This is a genomic window from Phaeocystidibacter marisrubri, assembly GCF_008933165.1.
Lineage (GTDB): Bacteria > Bacteroidota > Bacteroidia > Flavobacteriales > Schleiferiaceae > Phaeocystidibacter > Phaeocystidibacter marisrubri.
On sequence record NZ_WBVQ01000002.1, the window covers coordinates 71,403 to 90,733 of the forward strand.

Annotated in this window: 23 protein-coding genes and 1 tRNA gene; 22 read left to right on the forward strand and 2 right to left on the reverse strand. The window is 45.3% G+C overall.

Features of this window, described 5'->3' with window-relative positions:
- Positions 1 to 53 precede the first annotated feature (53 nt).
- Positions 54 to 2,399 (forward strand): TonB-dependent receptor, encoded by a 2,346-nt coding sequence (locus F8C82_RS07655; RefSeq protein ID WP_151693002.1) that lies wholly within the window; start codon positions 54 to 56, stop codon positions 2,397 to 2,399.
- Between the two features lie 2 nt (positions 2,400 to 2,401).
- Positions 2,402 to 3,325 (forward strand): DUF4249 domain-containing protein, encoded by a 924-nt coding sequence (locus F8C82_RS07660; RefSeq protein WP_151693003.1) that lies wholly within the window; start codon positions 2,402 to 2,404, stop codon positions 3,323 to 3,325.
- Here F8C82_RS07660 and F8C82_RS07665 read toward each other — a convergent pair.
- Positions 3,322 to 3,972, reverse strand: a complete 651-nt coding sequence (locus F8C82_RS07665) for an HD domain-containing protein (protein ID WP_151693004.1) — start codon at positions 3,970 to 3,972, stop codon at positions 3,322 to 3,324. The genes F8C82_RS07660 and F8C82_RS07665 overlap by 4 nt on opposite strands.
- Positions 3,973 to 4,176: 204 nt before the next feature.
- Here F8C82_RS07665 and F8C82_RS07670 point away from each other — a divergent pair, with 204 nt between their 5' ends.
- From F8C82_RS07670 to F8C82_RS07695, 6 genes are all read left to right on the forward strand, one after another.
- Positions 4,177 to 4,968 carry a hypothetical protein gene (locus F8C82_RS07670; RefSeq protein WP_151693005.1) on the forward strand — a complete coding sequence of 264 codons (792 nt, stop codon included), beginning with the start codon at positions 4,177 to 4,179 and terminating at the stop codon, positions 4,966 to 4,968.
- Between the two features lie 78 nt (positions 4,969 to 5,046).
- Positions 5,047 to 5,131: transfer RNA gene (locus tag F8C82_RS07675), tRNA-Ser, on the forward strand.
- A 299-nt stretch (positions 5,132 to 5,430) separates the two neighbouring features.
- Complete coding sequence (locus F8C82_RS07680) at positions 5,431 to 6,660, forward strand: site-specific integrase (RefSeq protein WP_151693006.1); 1,230 nt, start codon at positions 5,431 to 5,433, stop codon at positions 6,658 to 6,660.
- Between the two features lie 152 nt (positions 6,661 to 6,812).
- The gene (locus F8C82_RS07685) at positions 6,813 to 7,325 is read left to right on the forward strand and encodes a GNAT family N-acetyltransferase (RefSeq protein WP_151693007.1); all 513 of its coding nucleotides are present in this window, start codon (positions 6,813 to 6,815) and stop codon (positions 7,323 to 7,325) included.
- Positions 7,326 to 8,032: 707 nt separating this feature from the next.
- Complete coding sequence (locus F8C82_RS07690) at positions 8,033 to 9,421, forward strand: hypothetical protein (protein ID WP_151693008.1); 1,389 nt, start codon at positions 8,033 to 8,035, stop codon at positions 9,419 to 9,421.
- Positions 9,418 to 9,747, forward strand: coding sequence for a hypothetical protein (locus tag F8C82_RS07695; protein WP_151693009.1), 330 nt, complete (start codon positions 9,418 to 9,420; stop codon positions 9,745 to 9,747). Before F8C82_RS07690 ends, F8C82_RS07695 begins: the two co-directional genes overlap by 4 nt.
- A gap of 93 nt (positions 9,748 to 9,840) precedes the next feature.
- Here the strand turns inward: F8C82_RS07695 and F8C82_RS07700 are convergent, their stop codons facing one another.
- The gene (locus tag F8C82_RS07700; RefSeq protein WP_151693010.1) at positions 9,841 to 10,065 is read right to left on the reverse strand and encodes a hypothetical protein; all 225 of its coding nucleotides are present in this window, start codon (positions 10,063 to 10,065) and stop codon (positions 9,841 to 9,843) included.
- 183 nt (positions 10,066 to 10,248) lie between these two features.
- Between F8C82_RS07700 and F8C82_RS07705 the strand changes: the two genes are divergently transcribed.
- From F8C82_RS07705 to F8C82_RS07770, 14 genes are all read left to right on the forward strand, one after another.
- Positions 10,249 to 11,922 carry a hypothetical protein gene (locus F8C82_RS07705; RefSeq protein WP_151693011.1) on the forward strand — a complete coding sequence of 558 codons (1,674 nt, stop codon included), beginning with the start codon at positions 10,249 to 10,251 and terminating at the stop codon, positions 11,920 to 11,922.
- Between the two features lie 26 nt (positions 11,923 to 11,948).
- Positions 11,949 to 12,470, forward strand: coding sequence for a hypothetical protein (locus F8C82_RS07710; protein WP_151693012.1), 522 nt, complete (start codon positions 11,949 to 11,951; stop codon positions 12,468 to 12,470).
- 26 nt (positions 12,471 to 12,496) lie between these two features.
- Positions 12,497 to 13,108 (forward strand): hypothetical protein, encoded by a 612-nt coding sequence (locus F8C82_RS07715; RefSeq protein WP_151693013.1) that lies wholly within the window; start codon positions 12,497 to 12,499, stop codon positions 13,106 to 13,108.
- Positions 13,109 to 13,194: 86 nt separating this feature from the next.
- Complete coding sequence (locus F8C82_RS07720) at positions 13,195 to 13,566, forward strand: hypothetical protein (RefSeq protein WP_151693014.1); 372 nt, start codon at positions 13,195 to 13,197, stop codon at positions 13,564 to 13,566.
- Positions 13,560 to 13,871 carry a hypothetical protein gene (locus F8C82_RS07725; protein WP_151693015.1) on the forward strand — a complete coding sequence of 104 codons (312 nt, stop codon included), beginning with the start codon at positions 13,560 to 13,562 and terminating at the stop codon, positions 13,869 to 13,871. The genes F8C82_RS07720 and F8C82_RS07725 overlap by 7 nt, the downstream gene beginning before the upstream one ends.
- Positions 13,871 to 14,116, forward strand: coding sequence for a hypothetical protein (locus F8C82_RS07730; protein ID WP_151693016.1), 246 nt, complete (start codon positions 13,871 to 13,873; stop codon positions 14,114 to 14,116). The genes F8C82_RS07725 and F8C82_RS07730 overlap by 1 nt, the downstream gene beginning before the upstream one ends.
- Entirely contained in the window at positions 14,113 to 15,753 is a 1,641-nt protein-coding gene (locus F8C82_RS07735) for a hypothetical protein (protein ID WP_151693017.1), read from the forward strand. The genes F8C82_RS07730 and F8C82_RS07735 overlap by 4 nt, the downstream gene beginning before the upstream one ends.
- A 308-nt stretch (positions 15,754 to 16,061) precedes the next feature.
- On the forward strand, positions 16,062 to 16,673 hold the full coding sequence (locus F8C82_RS07740) for a hypothetical protein (protein WP_151693018.1): 612 nt from the start codon (positions 16,062 to 16,064) through the stop codon (positions 16,671 to 16,673).
- Between the two features lie 9 nt (positions 16,674 to 16,682).
- Positions 16,683 to 16,886 carry a hypothetical protein gene (locus F8C82_RS07745; protein WP_151693019.1) on the forward strand — a complete coding sequence of 68 codons (204 nt, stop codon included), beginning with the start codon at positions 16,683 to 16,685 and terminating at the stop codon, positions 16,884 to 16,886.
- A 2-nt stretch (positions 16,887 to 16,888) separates the two neighbouring features.
- Entirely contained in the window at positions 16,889 to 17,422 is a 534-nt protein-coding gene (locus F8C82_RS07750) for a hypothetical protein (protein ID WP_151693020.1), read from the forward strand.
- A complete protein-coding gene (locus F8C82_RS07755) occupies positions 17,422 to 18,054 on the forward strand; it encodes a glycoside hydrolase family 108 protein (RefSeq protein ID WP_151693021.1) in 633 nt (210 codons plus the stop codon). The genes F8C82_RS07750 and F8C82_RS07755 overlap by 1 nt, the downstream gene beginning before the upstream one ends.
- Positions 18,047 to 18,628 (forward strand): hypothetical protein, encoded by a 582-nt coding sequence (locus tag F8C82_RS07760; protein ID WP_151693022.1) that lies wholly within the window; start codon positions 18,047 to 18,049, stop codon positions 18,626 to 18,628. The genes F8C82_RS07755 and F8C82_RS07760 overlap by 8 nt, the downstream gene beginning before the upstream one ends.
- Complete coding sequence (locus tag F8C82_RS07765) at positions 18,625 to 19,065, forward strand: hypothetical protein (protein WP_151693023.1); 441 nt, start codon at positions 18,625 to 18,627, stop codon at positions 19,063 to 19,065. The genes F8C82_RS07760 and F8C82_RS07765 overlap by 4 nt, the downstream gene beginning before the upstream one ends.
- Before the next feature lie 10 nt (positions 19,066 to 19,075).
- Positions 19,076 to 19,324, forward strand: a complete 249-nt coding sequence (locus tag F8C82_RS07770; protein WP_151693024.1) for a hypothetical protein — start codon at positions 19,076 to 19,078, stop codon at positions 19,322 to 19,324.
- Positions 19,325 to 19,331: the final 7 nt, after the last annotated feature.

The following is a 19,331-nucleotide window of genomic DNA, read 5'->3' on the forward strand; positions in this document are numbered from 1 at the left end:
CGTTATAACCACGACCTTAATAACTACTTGCACCTAAACTTATCACCACAGACATGAAGAAACTGCTCTTCGGCCTGATCACTTTTGCCTCGACATGGGCATTGGGTCAAAGCAATCCAAACGCCAATCACGTACTTAACGGTTACGTCACGGATGAAGCGAGTGGAGAAAAACTCATACACGTATTTGTATACGATAAAATCTCCAACCAAAGTACCCGAACCAACGATTACGGGTTTTACAGTTTGAATCTCAAAGGCGATAGTGCCCACCTTCTCATTAGCTATGTTGGCTATTACATGCAAGAGGTGAAGATTGCACTGAACACTCAAGATGTTCAATATGATTTTCAATTGGTAGGCGACAACATGCTCAATGAAGTAGAAATCGTGAGCCAATCTGCCGAGCCCATTGAGCAAGAGGCACAAATGTCTACCGTTCGATTGGATATGGCCCAAGTTAAAAACCTCCCTGTTTTACTTGGTGAAACCGACCTACTCAAAACCATTCAGCTCCTCCCGGGGGTGCAAAGTGGTTCAGAAGGCACCAGTGGATTCTATGTTCGCGGAGGTGGACCCGACCAAAACCTCGTCCTCATGGATGGTGTTCCTGTTTACAACGTCAGTCACCTCTTTGGTTTCTTTTCCCTTTTCAACGGCGATGCAGTCAAGTCTGTGGAGTTGATTAAAGGAGGATTTCCAGCAGAATATGGCGGCCGACTCAGTTCGGTTCTCGACATCCGTATGAAAGAAGGAAACATGAATGAATACCACGGTAGCGGCTCCATCGGCTTGATTTCTTCCAAGTTCACCTTTGAAGGCCCTATCGCCAAAGATCGATCCTCCTTTCTCTTTAGTGCGAGAAGAACCTACATCGATGTTCTAGCCAAACCCTTTATTGAAACGGCTACCGACGGTGAATCTGCCGGGTATTACTTCTACGACATCAACGGAAAGGTGAACACCCGCATTAATGATAACAACCACTTGTATTTTTCCATTTACAATGGTCGCGACAAAGCCAGTGCATCTGACGACTATTCCTATACTTCCAGTGGAATCACCTATAGAAATCAGTTTGAATCTTCCCTTGCATGGGGGAATACCATTGGGAGTTTGCGCTGGAATTCCCGACTCCAATCTGACCTGTTCATGAACGTAACAGCCACTTACACCAAGTACAACTTCAATGTAGGCTTCACAGAAGAAGAGTCTGAAAAGGGACCTGGAGTAAATGACTTCCTCAAGCAATCTGTCGAGTACCTTAGCTCTATTGAAGACCTAGGAGCAAAAGTGGACTTCGACTGGTATCCAGCGGCGGGACATGAAGTGAAATTCGGTGGTGGATACATCAACCACACCTTTACACCCGGTGTCAATTCATCTTCCTTTTCTAACGATTCTACCGAGATTGATACCACATACGGAAGTCAGCAACAGCTCGCTCACGAGTTCCAACTCTACTTCCGCGATGACTTCAGCATTGGCGAAAGATGGCGCTTTAACGTTGGTCTTCACGCCTCGGCATTTGCTGTTGGTGAGAAATTCTACACCTCTCTACAACCTAGAGCTACAGGCCGTTTCTTAATTGATGATCAATCATCTGTGAAAGCGAGCTTTAGCACCATGACGCAATACCTTCACTTGTTGACCAATCAATCCTTGGGCTTACCAACCGATTTATGGGTTCCTGCCACCGAAGAGGTCGCTCCGCAACAGAGCTGGCAACTCGCAGCTGGATACGCCCGAAGCTTCGGTAAAAGCTACCAAGTGAGTGGTGAAGTGTATTACAAGGAAATGTCCAATTTGATTGAATACAAGGAAGGTTCAAGCTTCTTTGCCGGATCTCAAGATTGGCAAAACAAAGTAACTACCGGAAGAGGTTGGAGTTACGGATTGGAACTCTTGTTGGAAAAGAAAGTAGGCGCAACAACGGGCTGGATCGGCTACACCTGGAGCAGTTCCAATCGTCAATTCGACGAAGTGAACTTTGGCAATCCGTATCCTTACACCTACGATAGAAGACACGATCTAAGTATCGCAGTGACTCACAAATTGTCGGACACCTGGACCATGGGAGCCGTGTTTGTGTATGGAACTGGAAACGCAGTAACACTTCCAACGGCACAATACCGCGACCCATATACGGGAGAGTTAATCGAGCATGTAAGCGAGCGCAACAACTATCGAGCTCCCGCGTACCATCGTTTAGACTTGAGTTTCACTCACACAAAAAAGACCAGCTGGGGTGAGAGTATTTGGCAATTCGGGGTGTACAACGTGTACAACCGAAAGAATCCATTCTACCTGTACTTCAGTACAGAGAATACAGGTAAAAAGCTCACACAAGTAAGCCTCTTCCCTATTCTTCCTTCAGTTTCTTGGTCATTTAAATTCTAGTCATGAAAAAGTTCATCTATATACTTCTAGCACTGCCATTCATCGCATGTGAGAAAACCATCGACTACAATGGCGATCTTTCAGAACCCATGATTGTATTGGGACCGAGCAATGCCGTTTCCTCTGGATTTGGATTGAGTCGATTTGAAGACTCCGTGCAATTCATCTTGAGCAACAGCATTGACATCCTCGACATCGGAATTCCCGGTCCAATTCAGAATGCGGATGTTCAGATCCGCGAAGTTGGAGGAGCGTGGATTCCTGTTATCGAAAGAGCATCGGGCTACTACTCTACGAATGCGCTGCAAATTGTAACTGGCAAGAGTTATGAAGTAAAAGCTTCGGCAACGGGCTACGACGATGTTTCGGCAAAGTGTACTGTTCCCTTCCCTATTGCCATCAACAGCTTTAAATACGAGAGCACAGTGTACCCGCCAGACACTTTCAATTTCTACGATGCCTACAAGGTGTACAACTTGAAATTACAAGACCCTGGAAACGGTAGACGATACTTCTGTATTACGGCTGAATACCGCTACAATGACACCACGCTAGGCTCTACTGGCTATGAAGTTCAACTCACTTCTAAAAGTCCGTATGCACGTCCCATTACCGATGGAGACTACTACTATCGTCTCAATGAACTCTTTGGAACCAATGAGGGATTTGAAGGAAAAGAAGTCAACATACCTCTTCAATTGTACAACGAAGGATGGGAACCCAATCCTGGGGATGACATCTCTCTTTACATAACAGTAAAAACCCTTGACGAAAGCGGCTACAAATACCACACTTCTCGCCAGCGCTACCAGCAATTTGGCGGAAGTGGAGATCTATTCTCCCAACCCGTTCAAGTATTTACCAATGTAAAAGGTGGCTTGGGCTTTCTCGGAGGATACAGTCTTCGGGATAAAAGAGAGGATTAATCTCCCCACCACTCACTTTCAAATTGGTCGAGGAAAGACTCCATATACTGGTGTCGTTTCTCGGCCATTTTCTTTCCGCTCTCCGTTTGCATTCTGTCTTTGAGGAGAAGTAGTTTTTCGTGAAAATGTGCAAGCGTAGAATTGTTGTTCTTCTTGTAAGCTTCAAATGTATCGTGGTATTCCACCTCCTCCTCAGGATTCCAAAGCTGACGTTTATTCGCACCTCCGTAGGCAAAAGCCCTTCCGATTCCAATTGCTCCTATGGCATCCAATCGATCGGCATCTTGAACTACAGCTGCCTCAATAGAGCTCGTTGGCGTATCTACACCTGCTCCCTTAAAGGTGACCTCTTCCACGACTTTCACAACGCGATCAATCACATCGGGACGGCCATCTAAGCTCTCCAACCAAGCTCGTGCAGCCTTCGGGCCACCATCAACATCTCCACCGTTGAACTTCCAATCGTCAATGTCGTGAAGCAGCGCTGCTAGCTCTACAACCTGAGAATCAGCTCCCTCTTCATGGGCGAGAACCAAGGCCATTCTCCGAACCCTATCGATGTGAAACCAATCGTGACCTGTGTGCTCATTGGCAAACATTTCCATCATTCGGGCTTCGGTCTTTTCTATCAGTTGTAGCGTATTCATGCTTCGGTAAACTTTTGGAAAGTCAAAGGTCTGCAACTCTTCGCAAGGAATAAAGGAAAAGGCAACAAACCCACAATCTACTGATCAGTAGACCGATATATCCAAGTGAAATGAGAATTGTGTATCTTCCACATACCAAACCATTAGAAGGTGTCACCAATCACCTTCATAACCGACTTTAAAGAGTCGATAAAAACCTATGCTATGAAGATCATTGCACTATTCAGCATGACCTGTCTGGTCTACTCTTGCGGAGTCTATACTCCCGAATACGAACTGCCTTATGGCAAGGCCTATACCGCCCCTGTAGATCCCTTTCAACCCGTTACAATAACCAACGACAAAACCGATCGAATTTCTCTTTCCTATGCTCGAGCTCCCGTAGCGAATACGTGGTATCCCACAGATCAGAATATTCAATACGGAACAGTTTCATTCATCTATTCCCGACAAGGTGAAATTTCCTCCATGCAGATGGGAGCAAGATATGGAGCGGGAGCCTATAACTTCAGAATGCCAGCACTTGCCCCTGAGGGAGTCGCTACATATCACAATCTAGGCTATCATCTTGGGGTTGGAATGCGTGCAGTTGAAATTGCACCAGGCTGGTACCTTTCTCCCTTTACCATCAATGGAAACATAGACATCGGGTTTGGGGCTTACGACAATCTCATTAAAGACGCGGACGGCAACTCGTACAACGACTCAACGGCCTTCACCGATGTACGATCCAAGCAAATGCTCTCCCTTCGGATGTTCACCGAGCTGCGATACGATATCAATCAGACATGGAGATCCTACCTCAGAATTGGCTATGGTCAGATCGGAACCGACTATTTTGACAGCAAATTTTTGTCGCCAGTAGAATCGAGGAGACATACTTACATGACTTTGGCTTTACAATTTCAAAAATTCGGTGTTTTCGCCACACAAGCGTACAGCGCTACACGTCAAGAAATTACACCCTTAACCTTCGGTTTCTTCTGGGAATTCTGAGTTTTTTTTAGCTCTTTATCACAGAAACACTGGGAAATTTACATTTCTATATTACATTTGCACCCGGCTAAGCCACTAGGAGAGGTGGCAGAGTGGTCGAATGCGGCGGTCTTGAAAACCGTTGAGGGTCACACCTCCGGGGGTTCGAATCCCTCCCTCTCCGCTGAGGAATTTTACAATTCTGAGCAAAGTCCCGAAAATCCTAGCATTTTCGGGACTTTTTGTTTTTCAGTACTGAGCAGGAAAATGCGGTTTTGAGCAAAAAAACGGTGTCCAAATCGTAACCCCATGCTTTCAGGGGTTACGATTTTCCTACAAAACGCTACTTCGCAGGCTTGCTCAAGGATGCAGAAGATTGCGCAATGCAATTTCGAGCGTCCCTTATAATTTTGGTTTTTGAAGTGAGGGCATGAAATCCGCTTGTGGAATCTGGCACATTTCACTGGCACAAAAGGAAGAAGTATGTCAACGAGAAACACATTCAAACTTCTATTCTTACTCAACAAGTCTAAGTCTAACAACCAAGGTGCACCTATCATTCTGCGCCTTACAGTAAACGGCTCCACCGCCTCCATGAATGTTGGACTGCGTATCCCTGAAAAGGAATGGGACGTAAAAAATCGTCAACCCAAACCCAAGTGCAACCAATTCATGGAGATCTCCATGCATATGGAAACACTCAAGTCCAAGGCTTACCAGGCGTATGGTGAACTCATGCGCGAGCATGAAGAGATTACAGCTGAACAAGTTCGGAATCGAATGCAAGGACGAGATGGTGATCAGATTCGGACAATCATTGGTATTTGGACCGAACACAATGAAGAGTTGCACAAGATGATCGGTAAGGCTACCTCATACACCCTGTACCAAAAGCATCAAACTTGCATGAAGCATTTTAAGGACTTCCTAAAGGCTCAATACAACATGAAGGACTTACCCATCCGACAAGTGCGATATAATGTAGTTCGTGAGTTCCACCAGTTCCTTCGCTTCGACAAAGGACTAATGGAGAACACCGCCATCAAATTCCTTCAGAACTTCAAGAAGATCATCAACCGTGCACTTCGTTCTGGTTGGCTATCCACAGATCCATTCGAGGGAATGTCTCTTCGACTGAAAGAAACGGATCGTGCCTATCTCACCGAAGCTGAGCTGAAACGCATTGAAGAAAATACTTTCAAGGTGAACCGACTCGAGCAGGTAAAGGACCTATTCATCTTTGCTTGCTATACCGGACTCTCCTACTCCGATGTCAAAAAGCTCAAACGTTCAGAGATTGAGCAGACTCCAGATGGACTTTGGTGGATTAAAACCCGTAGACAAAAGACTAAAACTAAAAGTCAGGTTCCTATGCTAGCTCGAGCAAAGGCAATCATTGACAAACATTGCTTACTTGAATATTTGAAAGCTGAAGAGCCGATCTTCAAGGTATTGAGCAACCAAAAGCTCAATGCTTACCTCAAGGAAATAGCCGACTTATGCGGCATTGAAAAGAAGCTCACCTTCCACGTGGCTAGGCATACGTTTGCCACTACCGTAACGCTTCAAAACGGAGTATCAATTGAGTCTGTCAGTAGAATGCTTGGACACACCAATTTGAAGACAACTCAACACTATGCGAGGATTGTAGATCAGAAAATAGCCGATGATATGCGGCAGCTGACGACATCGGGAAAGTTTCAATTAGCGTGAGGAAGGGCCGAGAGGCCCTTTTCTTTTTGTAGTTTTATCTGGCCGCCTTATCTCTCAAACCTCTTCATATCAAGGACATTTCAGAGATAAAGAATTACAATCCTGATTATATCAACGAGTTAGCTGCAAGCTGAAAAAACGCACAATAAAAAATGAAAATCAGAAAAGTAAATATTCAAGATATTGAAAAACTAAAAGAAATCGGAAAACTGACTTTTGCCGAAACTTTTTCCTCGGAAAACAGCGAGGAGAATATGAAAGAATATTTGGAAAACGGATTTTCAACGGAAAAACTGACTGCGGAACTGACCGACCAAAACGCTGAATTTTACTTTGCGGAACTTGACGGAAAAACAATCGGATATTTAAAAGTAAACATTGGAGAATCTCAAACCGAAATTAAAGACAAAAACGCACTCGAAATTGAACGGATTTACGTGCTAAAAGAATTTCACGGAAAAAAAGTCGGACAATTTCTTTATGACAAAGCCATTGAATTGGCGAAAGATAAAAACGTGGAATATGTTTGGTTAGGAGTTTGGGAACAAAACCCAAGAGCAATCCGATTTTATGAAAAAAATGGATTTAAAGCGTTTGACAAACACGTTTTCAAACTTGGAAGCGATGAACAAACCGACATTATGATGAAACTAAAAATAGAATAAAGCCAGCAGCTAACAATGTATATAAAAGATAGGCGAAGCAGTAATAAAATCAAGAGTTCTGGCTCGTATCAAAGTTTGTGCTTAACCGAAAGTTTCGCGCTTCGAAATCGTCTACTTTTCATATACTAACCGTTGCTCAGGGGTATCAGCCTCGACCTAGACTCAGTTTTGAGCTCTGAGCAGAAACGGATTGACTTAACTAATCTTAGCTTTTCATCGCACATTGTGAATGACAGACCAGAACTGAAGGCTTAATCATACTCTTCATCTCAGAGCAATTGATATTGGCGTTTAATACCCCCACTTCCGCACCTCAGTCGATTCCGAAGTTACACTTCGCAAAATAGCGTAGTGACAGTTGGTTCATATTACCATAATTGCTTCACCAGCTGACCAGGAACCTGAAATGAGGCAAATGGCCCTACACTTCCCGTAATTGCTCACTTCTGCACGATTTTGCGCTTTGCTTTAAGCCCTACTCATTCTAATATTGCTCTAGTCAATTAATGTTGACTAGTGAGTAGTATTGGAAGTAAATATCGCCCCACTTCAACAAGACAATTTCAAGACAATTGCCAAGTCTTGAAGTTTATCATGCACCGAGAGAAGTCCCGGCTCCAGCAATCAATTGACACTCACTACTCACTAGTCCAGTCTGGAGCCGGACTTCCTTATTTCATTCTGTTTAATCTGAATTACTCAGCATCATGAATCCTATGCTTTCTGCACTGGGTGCAATACCTGGTGCCAAGGAAAAATTTAAGACGCTCATTAAGACCAATAGAGCGGGTAACAAACAATCAGATGTAATCTACTTTCCATACATAGATTTCCACACGCAGCGCCAATTGTATGAAGAATGGATAGCAATGTACAATGCAAATATTAGAAGCATTCGCAAAGAGCGTAAGAAGCTCGGATATCCGCCAAAGTATCAATTGATCAAGTCAGTTCATCTGAATTTCATACATGAAGTAACCCGATGCATCATTGAACAGCTCCGAGAAGAGAATAAGACATGGGCCTATGAGGGAGGTGTAAGACTCAGTCCCGATGTGCCTTACACTCTATGGGTAAACAACGTAAAACTAGCCTCAAGACTTAATCACTGTTCTCATAAGACGGTATGGAATCATATCCAACGTTTGATAGATCTTAACTTCATTCTAGAAAAACGTAATCATGGAACTCAGAGTGATTACGAGCTCGATATTAACCCTGAATTCCTACTTTTTTTTGACCTCTCTGACGAGAAAAAATTACCGAAGTCGAATATTGGAGGGATAACGAAGGAATGGGCTTTACCGAAGGGGTTTCGGAAAAAACGACAACCATACCAGTATATTCTAACTTCTTTAAATAAAAGATTAAAGCAAGATGGAGCGTCTGAGCAAAGCTCATCCGCGAACTCAATTGAAAAGAGAAAGAACACACCAAGAGAAGTCAAAACCATACAAGAGCGGCTGGACGCTTTATGCCCACACCTGGCACTTAAGCATCCGGGCCCTTTTGAAAAATTTCAAACAGAGGGCGTGCCGCGCCACCCGTTAGAGGAACAAATCCGCCCTCTAGTCCAGCAGTTTCTTTGGATGGCACACAACAAGCTTTGGAAGCGCTCGAATGTCAAAGACTCCGAATATCAAAGATCCATGGAATACATCCTGGAACGATATTTCACCAAGTGCAAAACCATGCAAGGCGTTCGACACCGGCTTTCCATCATGGAGCGTATTATCAATCAACAGGCCAATTATGTTTCCGAAAAGCCAAATCGATTCACGATGTACCCAGTTCAGTTCTTTGACATGGAGCGGAAATTGGATGATGGTGACTATTCCGGCTTCAAGGGCCTCTGGAATCTGACTTATGAGAAAGAGCGCAAGAAGCATATCTCAGGGAAGATGAAAAAGCAATGGAGGGATAAGAAGTACTTCAGAAAAGCGGTCGATGAATGGCTCGATAATCCAACATTGGGCCGCTTCAAGGCTCTAGAGAAGAAAGTGCACAAACTCTGGCCGCAGCACAGAATGGAGTTATACTCAATTTATCTAGCTAACAAGGATTTGTTGAACCTCTCAAAATCCAGCGAGCGATGAAAAATGGTCGTTATAAAGACTGGAAAGCCGAGGCTGCTGTGAAGTTTTGCATCTACCAGGATGGAGACCTTCAGTACGTTTATTACTCCTTCTATCGAGAGGACAAGAAGTTCCGCTACAATTGCGAAATCATTGCACAAAGCATGTTCAACCGCTTGGTAATTAAGTATCCGCTACAACGCGATCGAATGATGATTGCATATGACAATCGGAGCAGCTTCCCGCAAAAGATCATTCGAATGTGGGATTTTAGAGACTCATTCGACTACTGGCGAAGAGAAGTGAGAAGGCATTGGAAGCCTCAAAATGATAAAAGGCACCCATAATGGGTGCCTTTTTCTTTCTCTCCTTTCTCTTGCTAAATCTCTCAAAGAAGGCTTCTCAACTCCTTCAGTTGAACTCAAATATAGTTCGATTTTCTACATCTCGTTTAACGCTCGTGGTAATCCACATTCCTGGATATACCGCTGCACCTCGAAAGCACTCAACGTCTTCCTTCGCTTCAGGTCTTTCAGCCGCTCACCTTTGTACTCCAAAGCCGTTGTCAATTGATCTCGGAAATACCCATAACTCATCGAGTATCCCCGGTTTACGAGCTCATTGTAGAGCTCTCGCTTTCCATATGGTCGTAGAATGAATGACATGCTCAATTGATTTGTTCAAGAATATCAAAATGAGCGTTTAGAAGCCAGCGCAAAATCACGCAGAAGTGAGCAAATCTGAGGGTTTCGAAGGGAATCACATCTTATCCGAGGCTATTTGATGGTATGTGAGACCACTCAATTGAGTCTTGACTCTCTTTGAAGTGAACATCAAACAGGCGGTACATGCTTACCCCCACTTCAAAGCGGAATATGCACGAACACGGTTTCAATGCCATTGGCTTTATCAGCGGAAGTCTCTTCGGAGCTGTTCACTTCGTTTCGGTTGAAGCAGAGTCCATTCTTGACGCTCAATTGCCACTGACTTACCGTATTCTCGTATTCGTGCTGGTCACCTTCGCTGGCGGTGTTCTAGGTAACTTCGGAAAAGACTTCTACGACCGTTTCTTCAAGTTCAAAAAGAAGAACGACAATGAGAAACTAAACGGTCCAGGCACTGCAATTTCTAGTGCACACTATCGTCCGCTCTCAGTTGGTCTTGAATACAGTCCATTGATTCCATCTCCTCAAGGTAACCGAATTCAGATGGAGACCGGCAATACGGATACCACCCTCAAGATCATGGACCGTGCAGCTCGAGAGTATGCCCACGAAGCCTCCGAGCTATCCAAGAAGCTCATAGGATCTACCCGCTATGAGACGGTCAAGAACATCAAGAACTTCCTTTATAATCACTTTCAGTATCTGGCGGACACGGACTGGCAATTGATCCGTGTGCTGTCCAGAGCTTGGGCAGACAGAGAGAAAGGAATTGATTGTAAATCATTTTCTGTCATTGCCTCTCAAATTCTGCTTGAACTAGGCATCCCACACTACTTCGCTCGTATCAAACAACAAGGAGCGGCCTCTGACGGTCCAAACTATGCCACTCAATGGTCGCATGTGTTTGTGGTAGTCCCAAAGCGAGGTAACTCAATTGAGGAATCAAATCCCAACTCCTACTGGGTGATTGATGGAGTGCCTTCCTATGATCACGTCCCGCCTCACACCGAAATCAACTTTTATCCTATGCTAAAGCACGCCGTTCTCAATGGTCCTACTTCGGGATTGGCATGTAGTACTCCTACAAGCAGCCTTCCTCAACGACCAATCATATCTGAAGTTCAAAGAACAGGAGAAGACCGTTTCGTCCTCATGATTGCTTCAGAAGATCAACCTTCAAACGTCATTTCGAAATCGGAGATCTCTGGTAAGCAATTGCAAAAGGTTTGTCAGCTGGGTTGCCCTTTCACTCCAGAAGCTATTCGTCAATTGAGTGGTTTAGGTGAACCTATTTCAGTAAGCGCAATCATCGCAGCCACTACTGCAATTGCAAATGCGCTGGGACCTCTATTCTCTGGAAGTGAACAAGAACGTTATGAGAGTTTGAAAACTCAGGTTTACTCCAAGAACTGGCCAAATGTCAACGGAGTCGGTTGGAAGAACTTTCGACAAGCTGGCATCCCTGACCTTCAGGCAGCCGTGACGGAGGCAAATGCTCGAATCGAAAGACTGAAAGGACGGATAGATCGAGGTGAATACAGTTCTCGTGGAGAAGAGCGAGTGTGGAATCGCTATCTCCTAGTATACAGTGAAGCTTTGCGAGAGATTGCAACCCATCTTGACACTCAATTGAGCACCACTAGCGGAGGTGATTCAGTTCAAGTAGGAACGAATTTGCTGCCAGGTGGCGGTAACCTTCCCAACGTCGGAACCAATAATACTCCCACAACGGTCAAGGCCAGCTTTGGCTCCAGCATTCTAGGATGGTTAGCCGTCGGAGGTATCGCCTTTGGAGCTTACAAAGCACTCAGCTCCTCAGACAAACCCGATAACAAGCCCGTCAAGGCAACCGTATAACCCAAACCCATACCAAAATCAAAGTCATGAGTAAATTGAAGCTCCAAGCACCGAATGCAGCGAGCCTGAAACAAACCGGAATCTTTGGCGGATCTGCCGGTGCAGGCTTCCTCATTTCTCGAGCCGGACACAACTTCTTGCCGGATATCAGTGCACCTACTGTTCGCAATAAGGCTATTGTAGCCGGCGTAATCCTTGGATCATTAGCACTTCATGCCAGTGTTAAAGGTTCAAGCGATGTAGCTACCATCGTTAAAGGCATATCCGCCGGTGTGGCTGTTCACAACGTAGGCAAGCTGGCCAATATGTTTGGCCAGCAGATTCCAAGCACTACAACATCTGGTGGTGTAAATGGTCTACGTGCTCCAGCAGTAGCCAAAGCCTTCCTATGTGAACATCACCCAATGAGAGGACTTCAAGGCGGCAGCGCACTTCGAAACATCCTCGAGTCATCCACCATCGCTGATTACGATGAGCCAGGAGTGAACTCCGGCACATTGCTCGGCACCTATCCTGAAAGTTCAATGGCTGACCAATTGGTAGCCTAAGTCCAATACCCAAAACTGAATACCAAGTGAACCAAAAGAATTTCATGCCCGCCATGGTAGCTGCGAATTTTCTAGCAGCTCAAGCTTCCAAAGGAAACAATGGCGGCCTCGCTCCATCTATCATTTCTGATCTTCAGAAAGGTAATATTGAGCTCCAGCCTGGAGGCCTCATCCACTGCACTCAATTTACTGAGGGGAACATCGTTGAACTCCTCATTTCTTCCAACAATCGTGCGAATGGAAAGAGTGATTTCAACGGCAAGAAGCTCGATGCCAATCAAGCATTTGTTGTGACGGGTCTCCGTATTGCTTATGCTGATGCCTTGGGAACCAATCCAGCCGCTGTGGCCTACGACAGTGACCGCGAGAACTTGCCAGCTGCATTGGTGAATTCGATGTTCGAGATTCATCAAGACGGAAAGCGCAAAATTCGCATTCCTGTATCTCGCTTGCTCACTCAAGTGAATGCCGATTCTCAAAGCGGTGATTTGTATCAATTGCCTGGAATGATCCTGTTGGCTGGCGACTCGGAAACAGACATCAAACTATTGATGCCTGAGGGTGCTGCGATAGGCGCGACCAACAACAACTTCGCCCGCATCGAATTCGAAGGATTCCAAACGCGAACTCGTTCATAGTTCTTCCATTGTGCCCAGTGTTTCTCGTGGGGTCGGTAGTCCGTTGATTACCGGCCCTTCCCTGGGACAACCTCACTCAACAGCAAATGGAAAAGACCATTCAACAAAGAAAAATGCAAGCCTTCACGGTCTCCAAGGACAGTGCTGGTAACTCAACGGATCAGGTCAATCTTGACACGAGCTACGACCGTTGTATTGGAGCCATCTTCACTGAGATTGATGGATCTGATGTCTTGGATTACAGTATTGGCTTAGACTCCGGAGGTAGAACCATTGTGGAACCTGTCAATGCCAAAGCGCTTCAAATAGATCGCAGTGTAAGTGTGAACGACCGTATTGTGCCTTTGGACTTTTCACCAAAGAGTTCGACTGACATCATCACACAAGTTGGCTCGGCTCCAACCGGAACTTTGAAGTATCAAGTGGTATTCATTCTTGTCAAGTACGCAGAATGCTAAAGGGTCGAAAAAGAACCATTACTCGCCGAATCACTTCCGATTCCGAATTGAAGCTAGATGCTGTTCTCCAGTACCAGTTCTTCAATCAAGGAACCGCTGAAGTATTTATTGGTGATGGCTCTTTGAACCAAGCTCCAATGCTCACTAACCTTCAGTCTCGCGAAGGGCTCACCTTGGGAAATCCAACCCTGACCGAGTCCATTCACAAGGCCATTCGATTTGGAGAAGTTGGAACGAAAGACTTGATCGTATACCTCGAAGTCTTCCATCCCGAAACAGAGGAATCCGGCGAAAAGATTTGCTGATGAGAGGCGCATTTGGAAAACACCCGGCTTCTACCATCACTCAGAAGGTGGACATCCTTCTAGAGAATCAATTGACCTACACTGATCCTCGATTGGTTGGAAAGGAAGAAGATGACTTGCACTTGACTCTCAATGGCATTGAAATCTTCTCCTCTCTGCCTGGGGCCATACAATTGAATTCTAGTCAAGGTCAAATCACCTTTAGCGACGCACAAACAGGAAGATTGAAAGGATTTATTCTATGAAAACTCGATTATTCATCTTCATTCTTTTGAGTCCGCTTCTAGGACTCTCTCAGATCACAAGCACCCAGTATTACAACTGGAAGAAGGGTGCCATTTTCGGCGATACCGTCAAGGTAGATGGAATGGGCAATAGTGCCATTTGGGATTCTACTTCTCAAGTGATTCGCTCCCTTTCATGGGGTAATCGCCGGGATACCCTATTGTTCGGTGGGGCCAATTTCTATTCTGGTGGTGGAGACGATGAAGGAACCTATACTGGTGATTACAGCTTTTACCTGGGGCAAGATGCAGGCAAAGATGCATCGCATGCAACTTACTCTGTAAACACAGGCGCTGGATATGCAGCGATGCAGGACTTCCAAGGCACTTACTCTACGGCTTTTGGTGGAGGCTCATTGCGTAATACAAATGGCCAAGCTGGTTTCTTCAACCCAACTCAACCTGCTTCTGATGCAGGTGGTAGCTCTACAGCTCTTGGCGGATCAGCAGGCAGGGACATTCCGTTGTTGAATGCTAGCTTATTCCTTGGCGAAGGTGCCGGAAGAGCAATTCCATACTCTTATCGAAATGTAATTGCTGGTGTAAATGCAGGAACCAATTTTGGTAGTGGGTATCCATCGCGATCTATCGTTGCATCTGTACTCCTTGGGTCAAACTCTGGATACGGAATTCAGGGCGAGCAACGCAACGTAATCGCCATTGGTTATGAGTCCGCTCTATGGGCGAATACTGGTAATCGAAACATCGGAATTGGCACATATTCCCTGTACCGAAGACCAGGTAGTGGAGGGTTCCAAGGAAACGATGTCATTCACATTGGTCACCGAACTTCAGACAGAGAAGAAGGGGCTTACATCTATCCAATTGTACCACCCGATGATCTCGAAAACATAGATAGCAACATTGTTATCGGTAACAACATCATACCCAATGGTGAAAAGACCATCAACTTCCCTGATTGGTCGCTTTACTTAGGTGAAGTAAACAAATCAGCTCAATGGGATGCAGCATTCAATCAACTACAAAATGGTTTTGTCTCCAGTGTAGCAGGTAAAACCGGAGAAGTCTCCTTGAATGTGGGAGATATCAATAATGCTGAAAGTACTGCCAATAGAGTGAATGATCTCAACTCTCCTGGTCCCAATACATATCCTTCAACACTTGCTGTAGCATCAAGCCTAGCTCTCAAGGCAAGCAATGCAGCTTTATGGGACACAGCTTCGGCTATTCGGAGTACAATCAATACGCTCGACCTTCAACGAACGCTAAATACTGGAAGCTCCGCCTATATACTCAATCCAATTGCCATCGAGACAAACAACAGCTTCGTCCTAGGTGATTACTCCGACATTGACTCAGACTTAAATCAGAGTTACATCGAAATCAATGAAGCTGGTAATCGAATCAATATTGAAGCTGAGGCTATCAATCTCATCGGGGAAACGCAAGTAGCTGGGCCGTTTCAAGTGAGTCAAGATATCATAATCGGTGTCGTAGGATCCTGGCAATACTTCGGTGACCCAGATGCTGATGGAGCGTGGAGAATGGGAATTGAAAGTGGAACTGGAAACTTCATTGTTCAGGTGAGAAATAGTGGAAGTTGGACAACTCGTGACACCCTTACACCAACACCATGACACCAGAGCAAAGACATAAACGAATCACTACTTGGCCAGGACTCGTTCTATCAAGCTTATCTGTCATAATCTGGACAGCCAGCTTCTTCGTGGAACTAAAACGACCGGTAGAAGACTACATCCTTGGGATAGCCTTTCTCCTTGGAATCGTCCTTGTCATCGCCCCACAAAGAATCACAGATTTCTTCTTCAACCTAATCAGTAAAAAGAAGCTCTAGACTTCTTCCTCATCCATGAACGTCGAACAAATACGCATATCAAATGATCCCATGGCTCTGGCTCGTGCATTAAACACGGCCCGGTCTGTCATGGCTCGAAAGAAGCCTGAAGAAGAAGGCTACCAAAAAGCCTATGCTCAGATTCAAGCCATCGAGGAACGCTTCATCGATATGCGTCGTCGACTTTCTGAAGAATCCAATGGACTTGGATCGATTCAATCACCAGATACGCTAGGTGAACTATTTGGTAAGAAAGCCGAAGTAAGAATACTCGAGCATCAAATCTCTCAACTCAAAAAGGAGAATGAGCGATTAGAGAAATACAGAGATGAAAGGGATTCACTTCAAGATAAGGTTCGAGAACTCGAACGAGACAAACGAGATCTAGAATATGAATCCAATAAGCGTTCTACCATTCAAGAAATTGGTGAACTCCTCAAGAACAAAGAAATCAGAGAAATGGGCCTCGGACTCCTCGCTGGCAATGGAAGCCCAAAAGGACTCAGTGGTTTTCAATCCGAAGCTAAGAATCGTTTACAGGGCTGGCTCCAAGAATGCTCTGAAGACGAAGCACAAGGAATTCTGAACGTGCTGATCCTGGCTGGAGACCAATACTCCGATTCTGCTTCATTCAACGAAGAAATAGGCGGTGTGATTCAAAAGCACATTGCCCAATATCAAGAAAATCAACCAACGCATTAATCGAATACCATGGGATTCGGACAATCAAAACATAACATCGAAATAGGCATTTCCGCATCAAGCTTAGGTGCCGCCAAGTCTAAGGCTGTTGCTCTTGAAAGAATCGGAAACAAGGCCAACGAAGAGAGTCTTCAGATTCTAGCAGAGCTGGCCCAAAAGCCCAACATCAACAGCTTACTTAAGAAGTACAGCGGAATGCTAAAATCTCTCTAAGTATGTCATCATTCCTAAAGTCAGCAGCCGTAAAGACAGCACTTCCCTATGTCATAGGAATAGGCGCGGCAGCCGGTGTGACCTATGCCGCTTATCGACTCATCAAAAGAGTATTCACCGATGAGCAAGAACTCGAGCATGAAAATGATGTAGCCGAGGTACTGAACAATAGTGCTCCAGACGGCTCAACAAGGCCTAACATTACTGAAGCTGAGGCTTCCAGTATTGCTCAAACTCAGCTAATGGCCATGGAAGGATTTGGCACCGATGAAAGTGAGCTCTTCGACACTCTACAAGGCCTAAATGGTAAAGCGCTTCAATTGGTGTATCGAAAGTTTGGACTCCATCCTGGCTGGGGAGGTGGATACTGGCCGAGCTGGGCCGGAGGATACAACATGGACCTCTTCGGATGGTACCGCATGGAACTAGACGAGGAGGAACTCGCTCAGATGTCTGCTATCTGGGCCAAGGCTGGAATGCAACCATCCAGAGAACAATTGGGCCAAGTTTCACCCGTAGCTAAAGCACTCATCTAATGAAGCGACCAGATTATAGATTGTTCGTTCCGTTCATCCTTCGCTGGGAAGGTGGATATGTAAATGACCCTATTGATCGTGGAGGTGAAACCAATAAAGGAATTACCAGAGCCACATTCAATGCGCTAGCTGATACCGTATTGGGCATCGAGCCTACCGATTGGGCTTTTAAGAATATGACCGAAGCTCAGGCCGAGCTCTTTATCAAGCATTACTGGGACAAGGCAACCTATAATAATAGCATCCATGATCAAGCTATCGCTGAAGCTATTACCTCATGGAATTGGGGTTCTGGCAGGTATGGCCTAATGACCTTTCAACGCCTTCTCAACGATGAATTTGGTGAAGACTTAGCCGTAGATGGAATCATTGGTCCCAAAACGGTGAATGCAGCAAATCAGATTCACCCTCCAACACTACTCTCTCGAATGATTGCTCGAAGAGAACGTTTCTTCTGGGACTTGGCCAAGATGGACCCTTCGCAGGAGCGGTTCCTTAAAGGATGGCTTAACCGATTGCAGGACTTCGCTGATCGTCACAAAAAAAAATTGCACTCGGATCCACAGGAGTATTGCTCACATTGTCCGCACTTAGCCTCTGGCTCATCAAAAGATCAAAAGTTCGATGAGTAGAGGAGCTAGCATATGGGTAATTCTTGTTTCTGTGCTTCTTGGCTACTTCATAGGTTGCAAATGGTGTTGTAGACCATTGGAAATCAGCTCTGAAGTAGAAGTTGTGGATACGGTTGTGACTGTAACGCTCGACACGGTCTATGTTGATACCGGCATATCCAGAGAGCACATTCGCTTGGTCGAGGTAGCCGATGTAAAATCAACCTCACTCGTTGACACGGCTGCTATCATTGATAGTTACCTCCAAAAGCATGAATACCTCACCAACTATCGCGACAGTTCCATCAACCTTGAACTTCGTCCTGTTGTGCAGCTTGGGGTGTTGGATTCTATTGGAGTTCGCTATCAACTAATTCGACCGCTTCAAACTCAAATAGTACACCAGCGACGCATTCCACGGTGGCAAGTCTACGGAGGCTTATCGAGTACATGGACGCCTCAACATACTGAAGTCGCTCCAATGCTCCAGGTGAAATACCGAAATGACTACTCCTTTGGGTTGGGCTATGCGCCTTGGCCGAATGGAGGCTCTGTTACTCTCAATGCCGCCTTCAAACTCTTTGATCTCCCATGAAAACAAGAACCATCTTATCTCTCGCAGCTCTTGGCCTTGGCGGGGCTTGGGCACTTCGAAAATGGAACCGATTGCAATCAACGGCCAACTTGCTCAAAATTGAATCGCCTCGGATAAGTGATCTCAACTTGTTTGGTCAGAACCTTCAGTTCAAATTGCAGTTCCCCATCGTCAATCCAGAAAATGAATCCTTTTCTGGCTCAGTAATCTCTGTTCGCATCTATCACGAAGGTGAAGAGATCGCTTACTCCGAACCAGGCATCATTCCATTCACTGTTGGAGCAGGTTCGCGAACGATAGTTCACAACATCGTCATGAACGTACCGGCAAGCAGTATTGACAAAGTCCTTGATCCTTCTGTTGCCAGAAATCTAACCTACCGTGCTCTGATAGAAGTGGAAGGAATCCGAACTGAATTCACTGGACCTCTATTATAAATCAAGTCTCATGAAACAAGTATCCCTTCGAGGCGAAGCGCCTCACATTGAAGTCTGGCTTGGAACCAAGCGAATCGAGACCATTCGTTCTAAAGCTCGTCTAGAAAAACGTATACGCCAAGAAGGATGGAGAGTCAAAAGAGAACCAGCTGACTCCATTGCAAAGCTACCAGTATCCCTCTTGGCTAGTCGAATTAGAAAAGAAGATGAAAGCTGGTCTTCTGCCTTAAAACGCGCTCACGCCTTACAAAACCCATAAACCAAGT

Excerpts from the sequence above, each read along its gene's own strand:
- F8C82_RS07655 (WP_151693002.1), top strand. The coding sequence starts at position 54 with ATGAAGAAACTGCTCTTCGGCCTGATCACTTTTGCCTCGACATGGGCA.
- F8C82_RS07660 (WP_151693003.1), top strand. The coding sequence starts at position 2,402 with ATGAAAAAGTTCATCTATATACTTCTAGCACTGCCATTCATCGCATGT.
- F8C82_RS07665 (WP_151693004.1), bottom strand. The coding sequence starts at position 3,972 with ATGAATACGCTACAACTGATAGAAAAGACCGAAGCCCGAATGATGGAA.
- F8C82_RS07670 (WP_151693005.1), top strand. The coding sequence starts at position 4,177 with ATGAAGATCATTGCACTATTCAGCATGACCTGTCTGGTCTACTCTTGC.
- F8C82_RS07680 (WP_151693006.1), top strand. The coding sequence starts at position 5,431 with ATGTCAACGAGAAACACATTCAAACTTCTATTCTTACTCAACAAGTCT.
- F8C82_RS07685 (WP_151693007.1), top strand. The coding sequence starts at position 6,813 with ATGAAAATCAGAAAAGTAAATATTCAAGATATTGAAAAACTAAAAGAA.
- F8C82_RS07690 (WP_151693008.1), top strand. The coding sequence starts at position 8,033 with ATGAATCCTATGCTTTCTGCACTGGGTGCAATACCTGGTGCCAAGGAA.
- F8C82_RS07695 (WP_151693009.1), top strand. The coding sequence starts at position 9,418 with ATGAAAAATGGTCGTTATAAAGACTGGAAAGCCGAGGCTGCTGTGAAG.
- F8C82_RS07700 (WP_151693010.1), bottom strand. The coding sequence starts at position 10,065 with ATGTCATTCATTCTACGACCATATGGAAAGCGAGAGCTCTACAATGAG.
- F8C82_RS07705 (WP_151693011.1), top strand. The coding sequence starts at position 10,249 with ATGCTTACCCCCACTTCAAAGCGGAATATGCACGAACACGGTTTCAAT.
- F8C82_RS07710 (WP_151693012.1), top strand. The coding sequence starts at position 11,949 with ATGAGTAAATTGAAGCTCCAAGCACCGAATGCAGCGAGCCTGAAACAA.
- F8C82_RS07720 (WP_151693014.1), top strand. The coding sequence starts at position 13,195 with ATGGAAAAGACCATTCAACAAAGAAAAATGCAAGCCTTCACGGTCTCC.
- F8C82_RS07725 (WP_151693015.1), top strand. The coding sequence starts at position 13,560 with ATGCTAAAGGGTCGAAAAAGAACCATTACTCGCCGAATCACTTCCGAT.
- F8C82_RS07730 (WP_151693016.1), top strand. The coding sequence starts at position 13,871 with ATGAGAGGCGCATTTGGAAAACACCCGGCTTCTACCATCACTCAGAAG.
- F8C82_RS07735 (WP_151693017.1), top strand. The coding sequence starts at position 14,113 with ATGAAAACTCGATTATTCATCTTCATTCTTTTGAGTCCGCTTCTAGGA.
- F8C82_RS07740 (WP_151693018.1), top strand. The coding sequence starts at position 16,062 with ATGGCTCGAAAGAAGCCTGAAGAAGAAGGCTACCAAAAAGCCTATGCT.
- F8C82_RS07745 (WP_151693019.1), top strand. The coding sequence starts at position 16,683 with ATGGGATTCGGACAATCAAAACATAACATCGAAATAGGCATTTCCGCA.
- F8C82_RS07750 (WP_151693020.1), top strand. The coding sequence starts at position 16,889 with ATGTCATCATTCCTAAAGTCAGCAGCCGTAAAGACAGCACTTCCCTAT.
- F8C82_RS07755 (WP_151693021.1), top strand. The coding sequence starts at position 17,422 with ATGAAGCGACCAGATTATAGATTGTTCGTTCCGTTCATCCTTCGCTGG.
- F8C82_RS07760 (WP_151693022.1), top strand. The coding sequence starts at position 18,047 with ATGAGTAGAGGAGCTAGCATATGGGTAATTCTTGTTTCTGTGCTTCTT.
- F8C82_RS07765 (WP_151693023.1), top strand. The coding sequence starts at position 18,625 with ATGAAAACAAGAACCATCTTATCTCTCGCAGCTCTTGGCCTTGGCGGG.
- F8C82_RS07770 (WP_151693024.1), top strand. The coding sequence starts at position 19,076 with ATGAAACAAGTATCCCTTCGAGGCGAAGCGCCTCACATTGAAGTCTGG.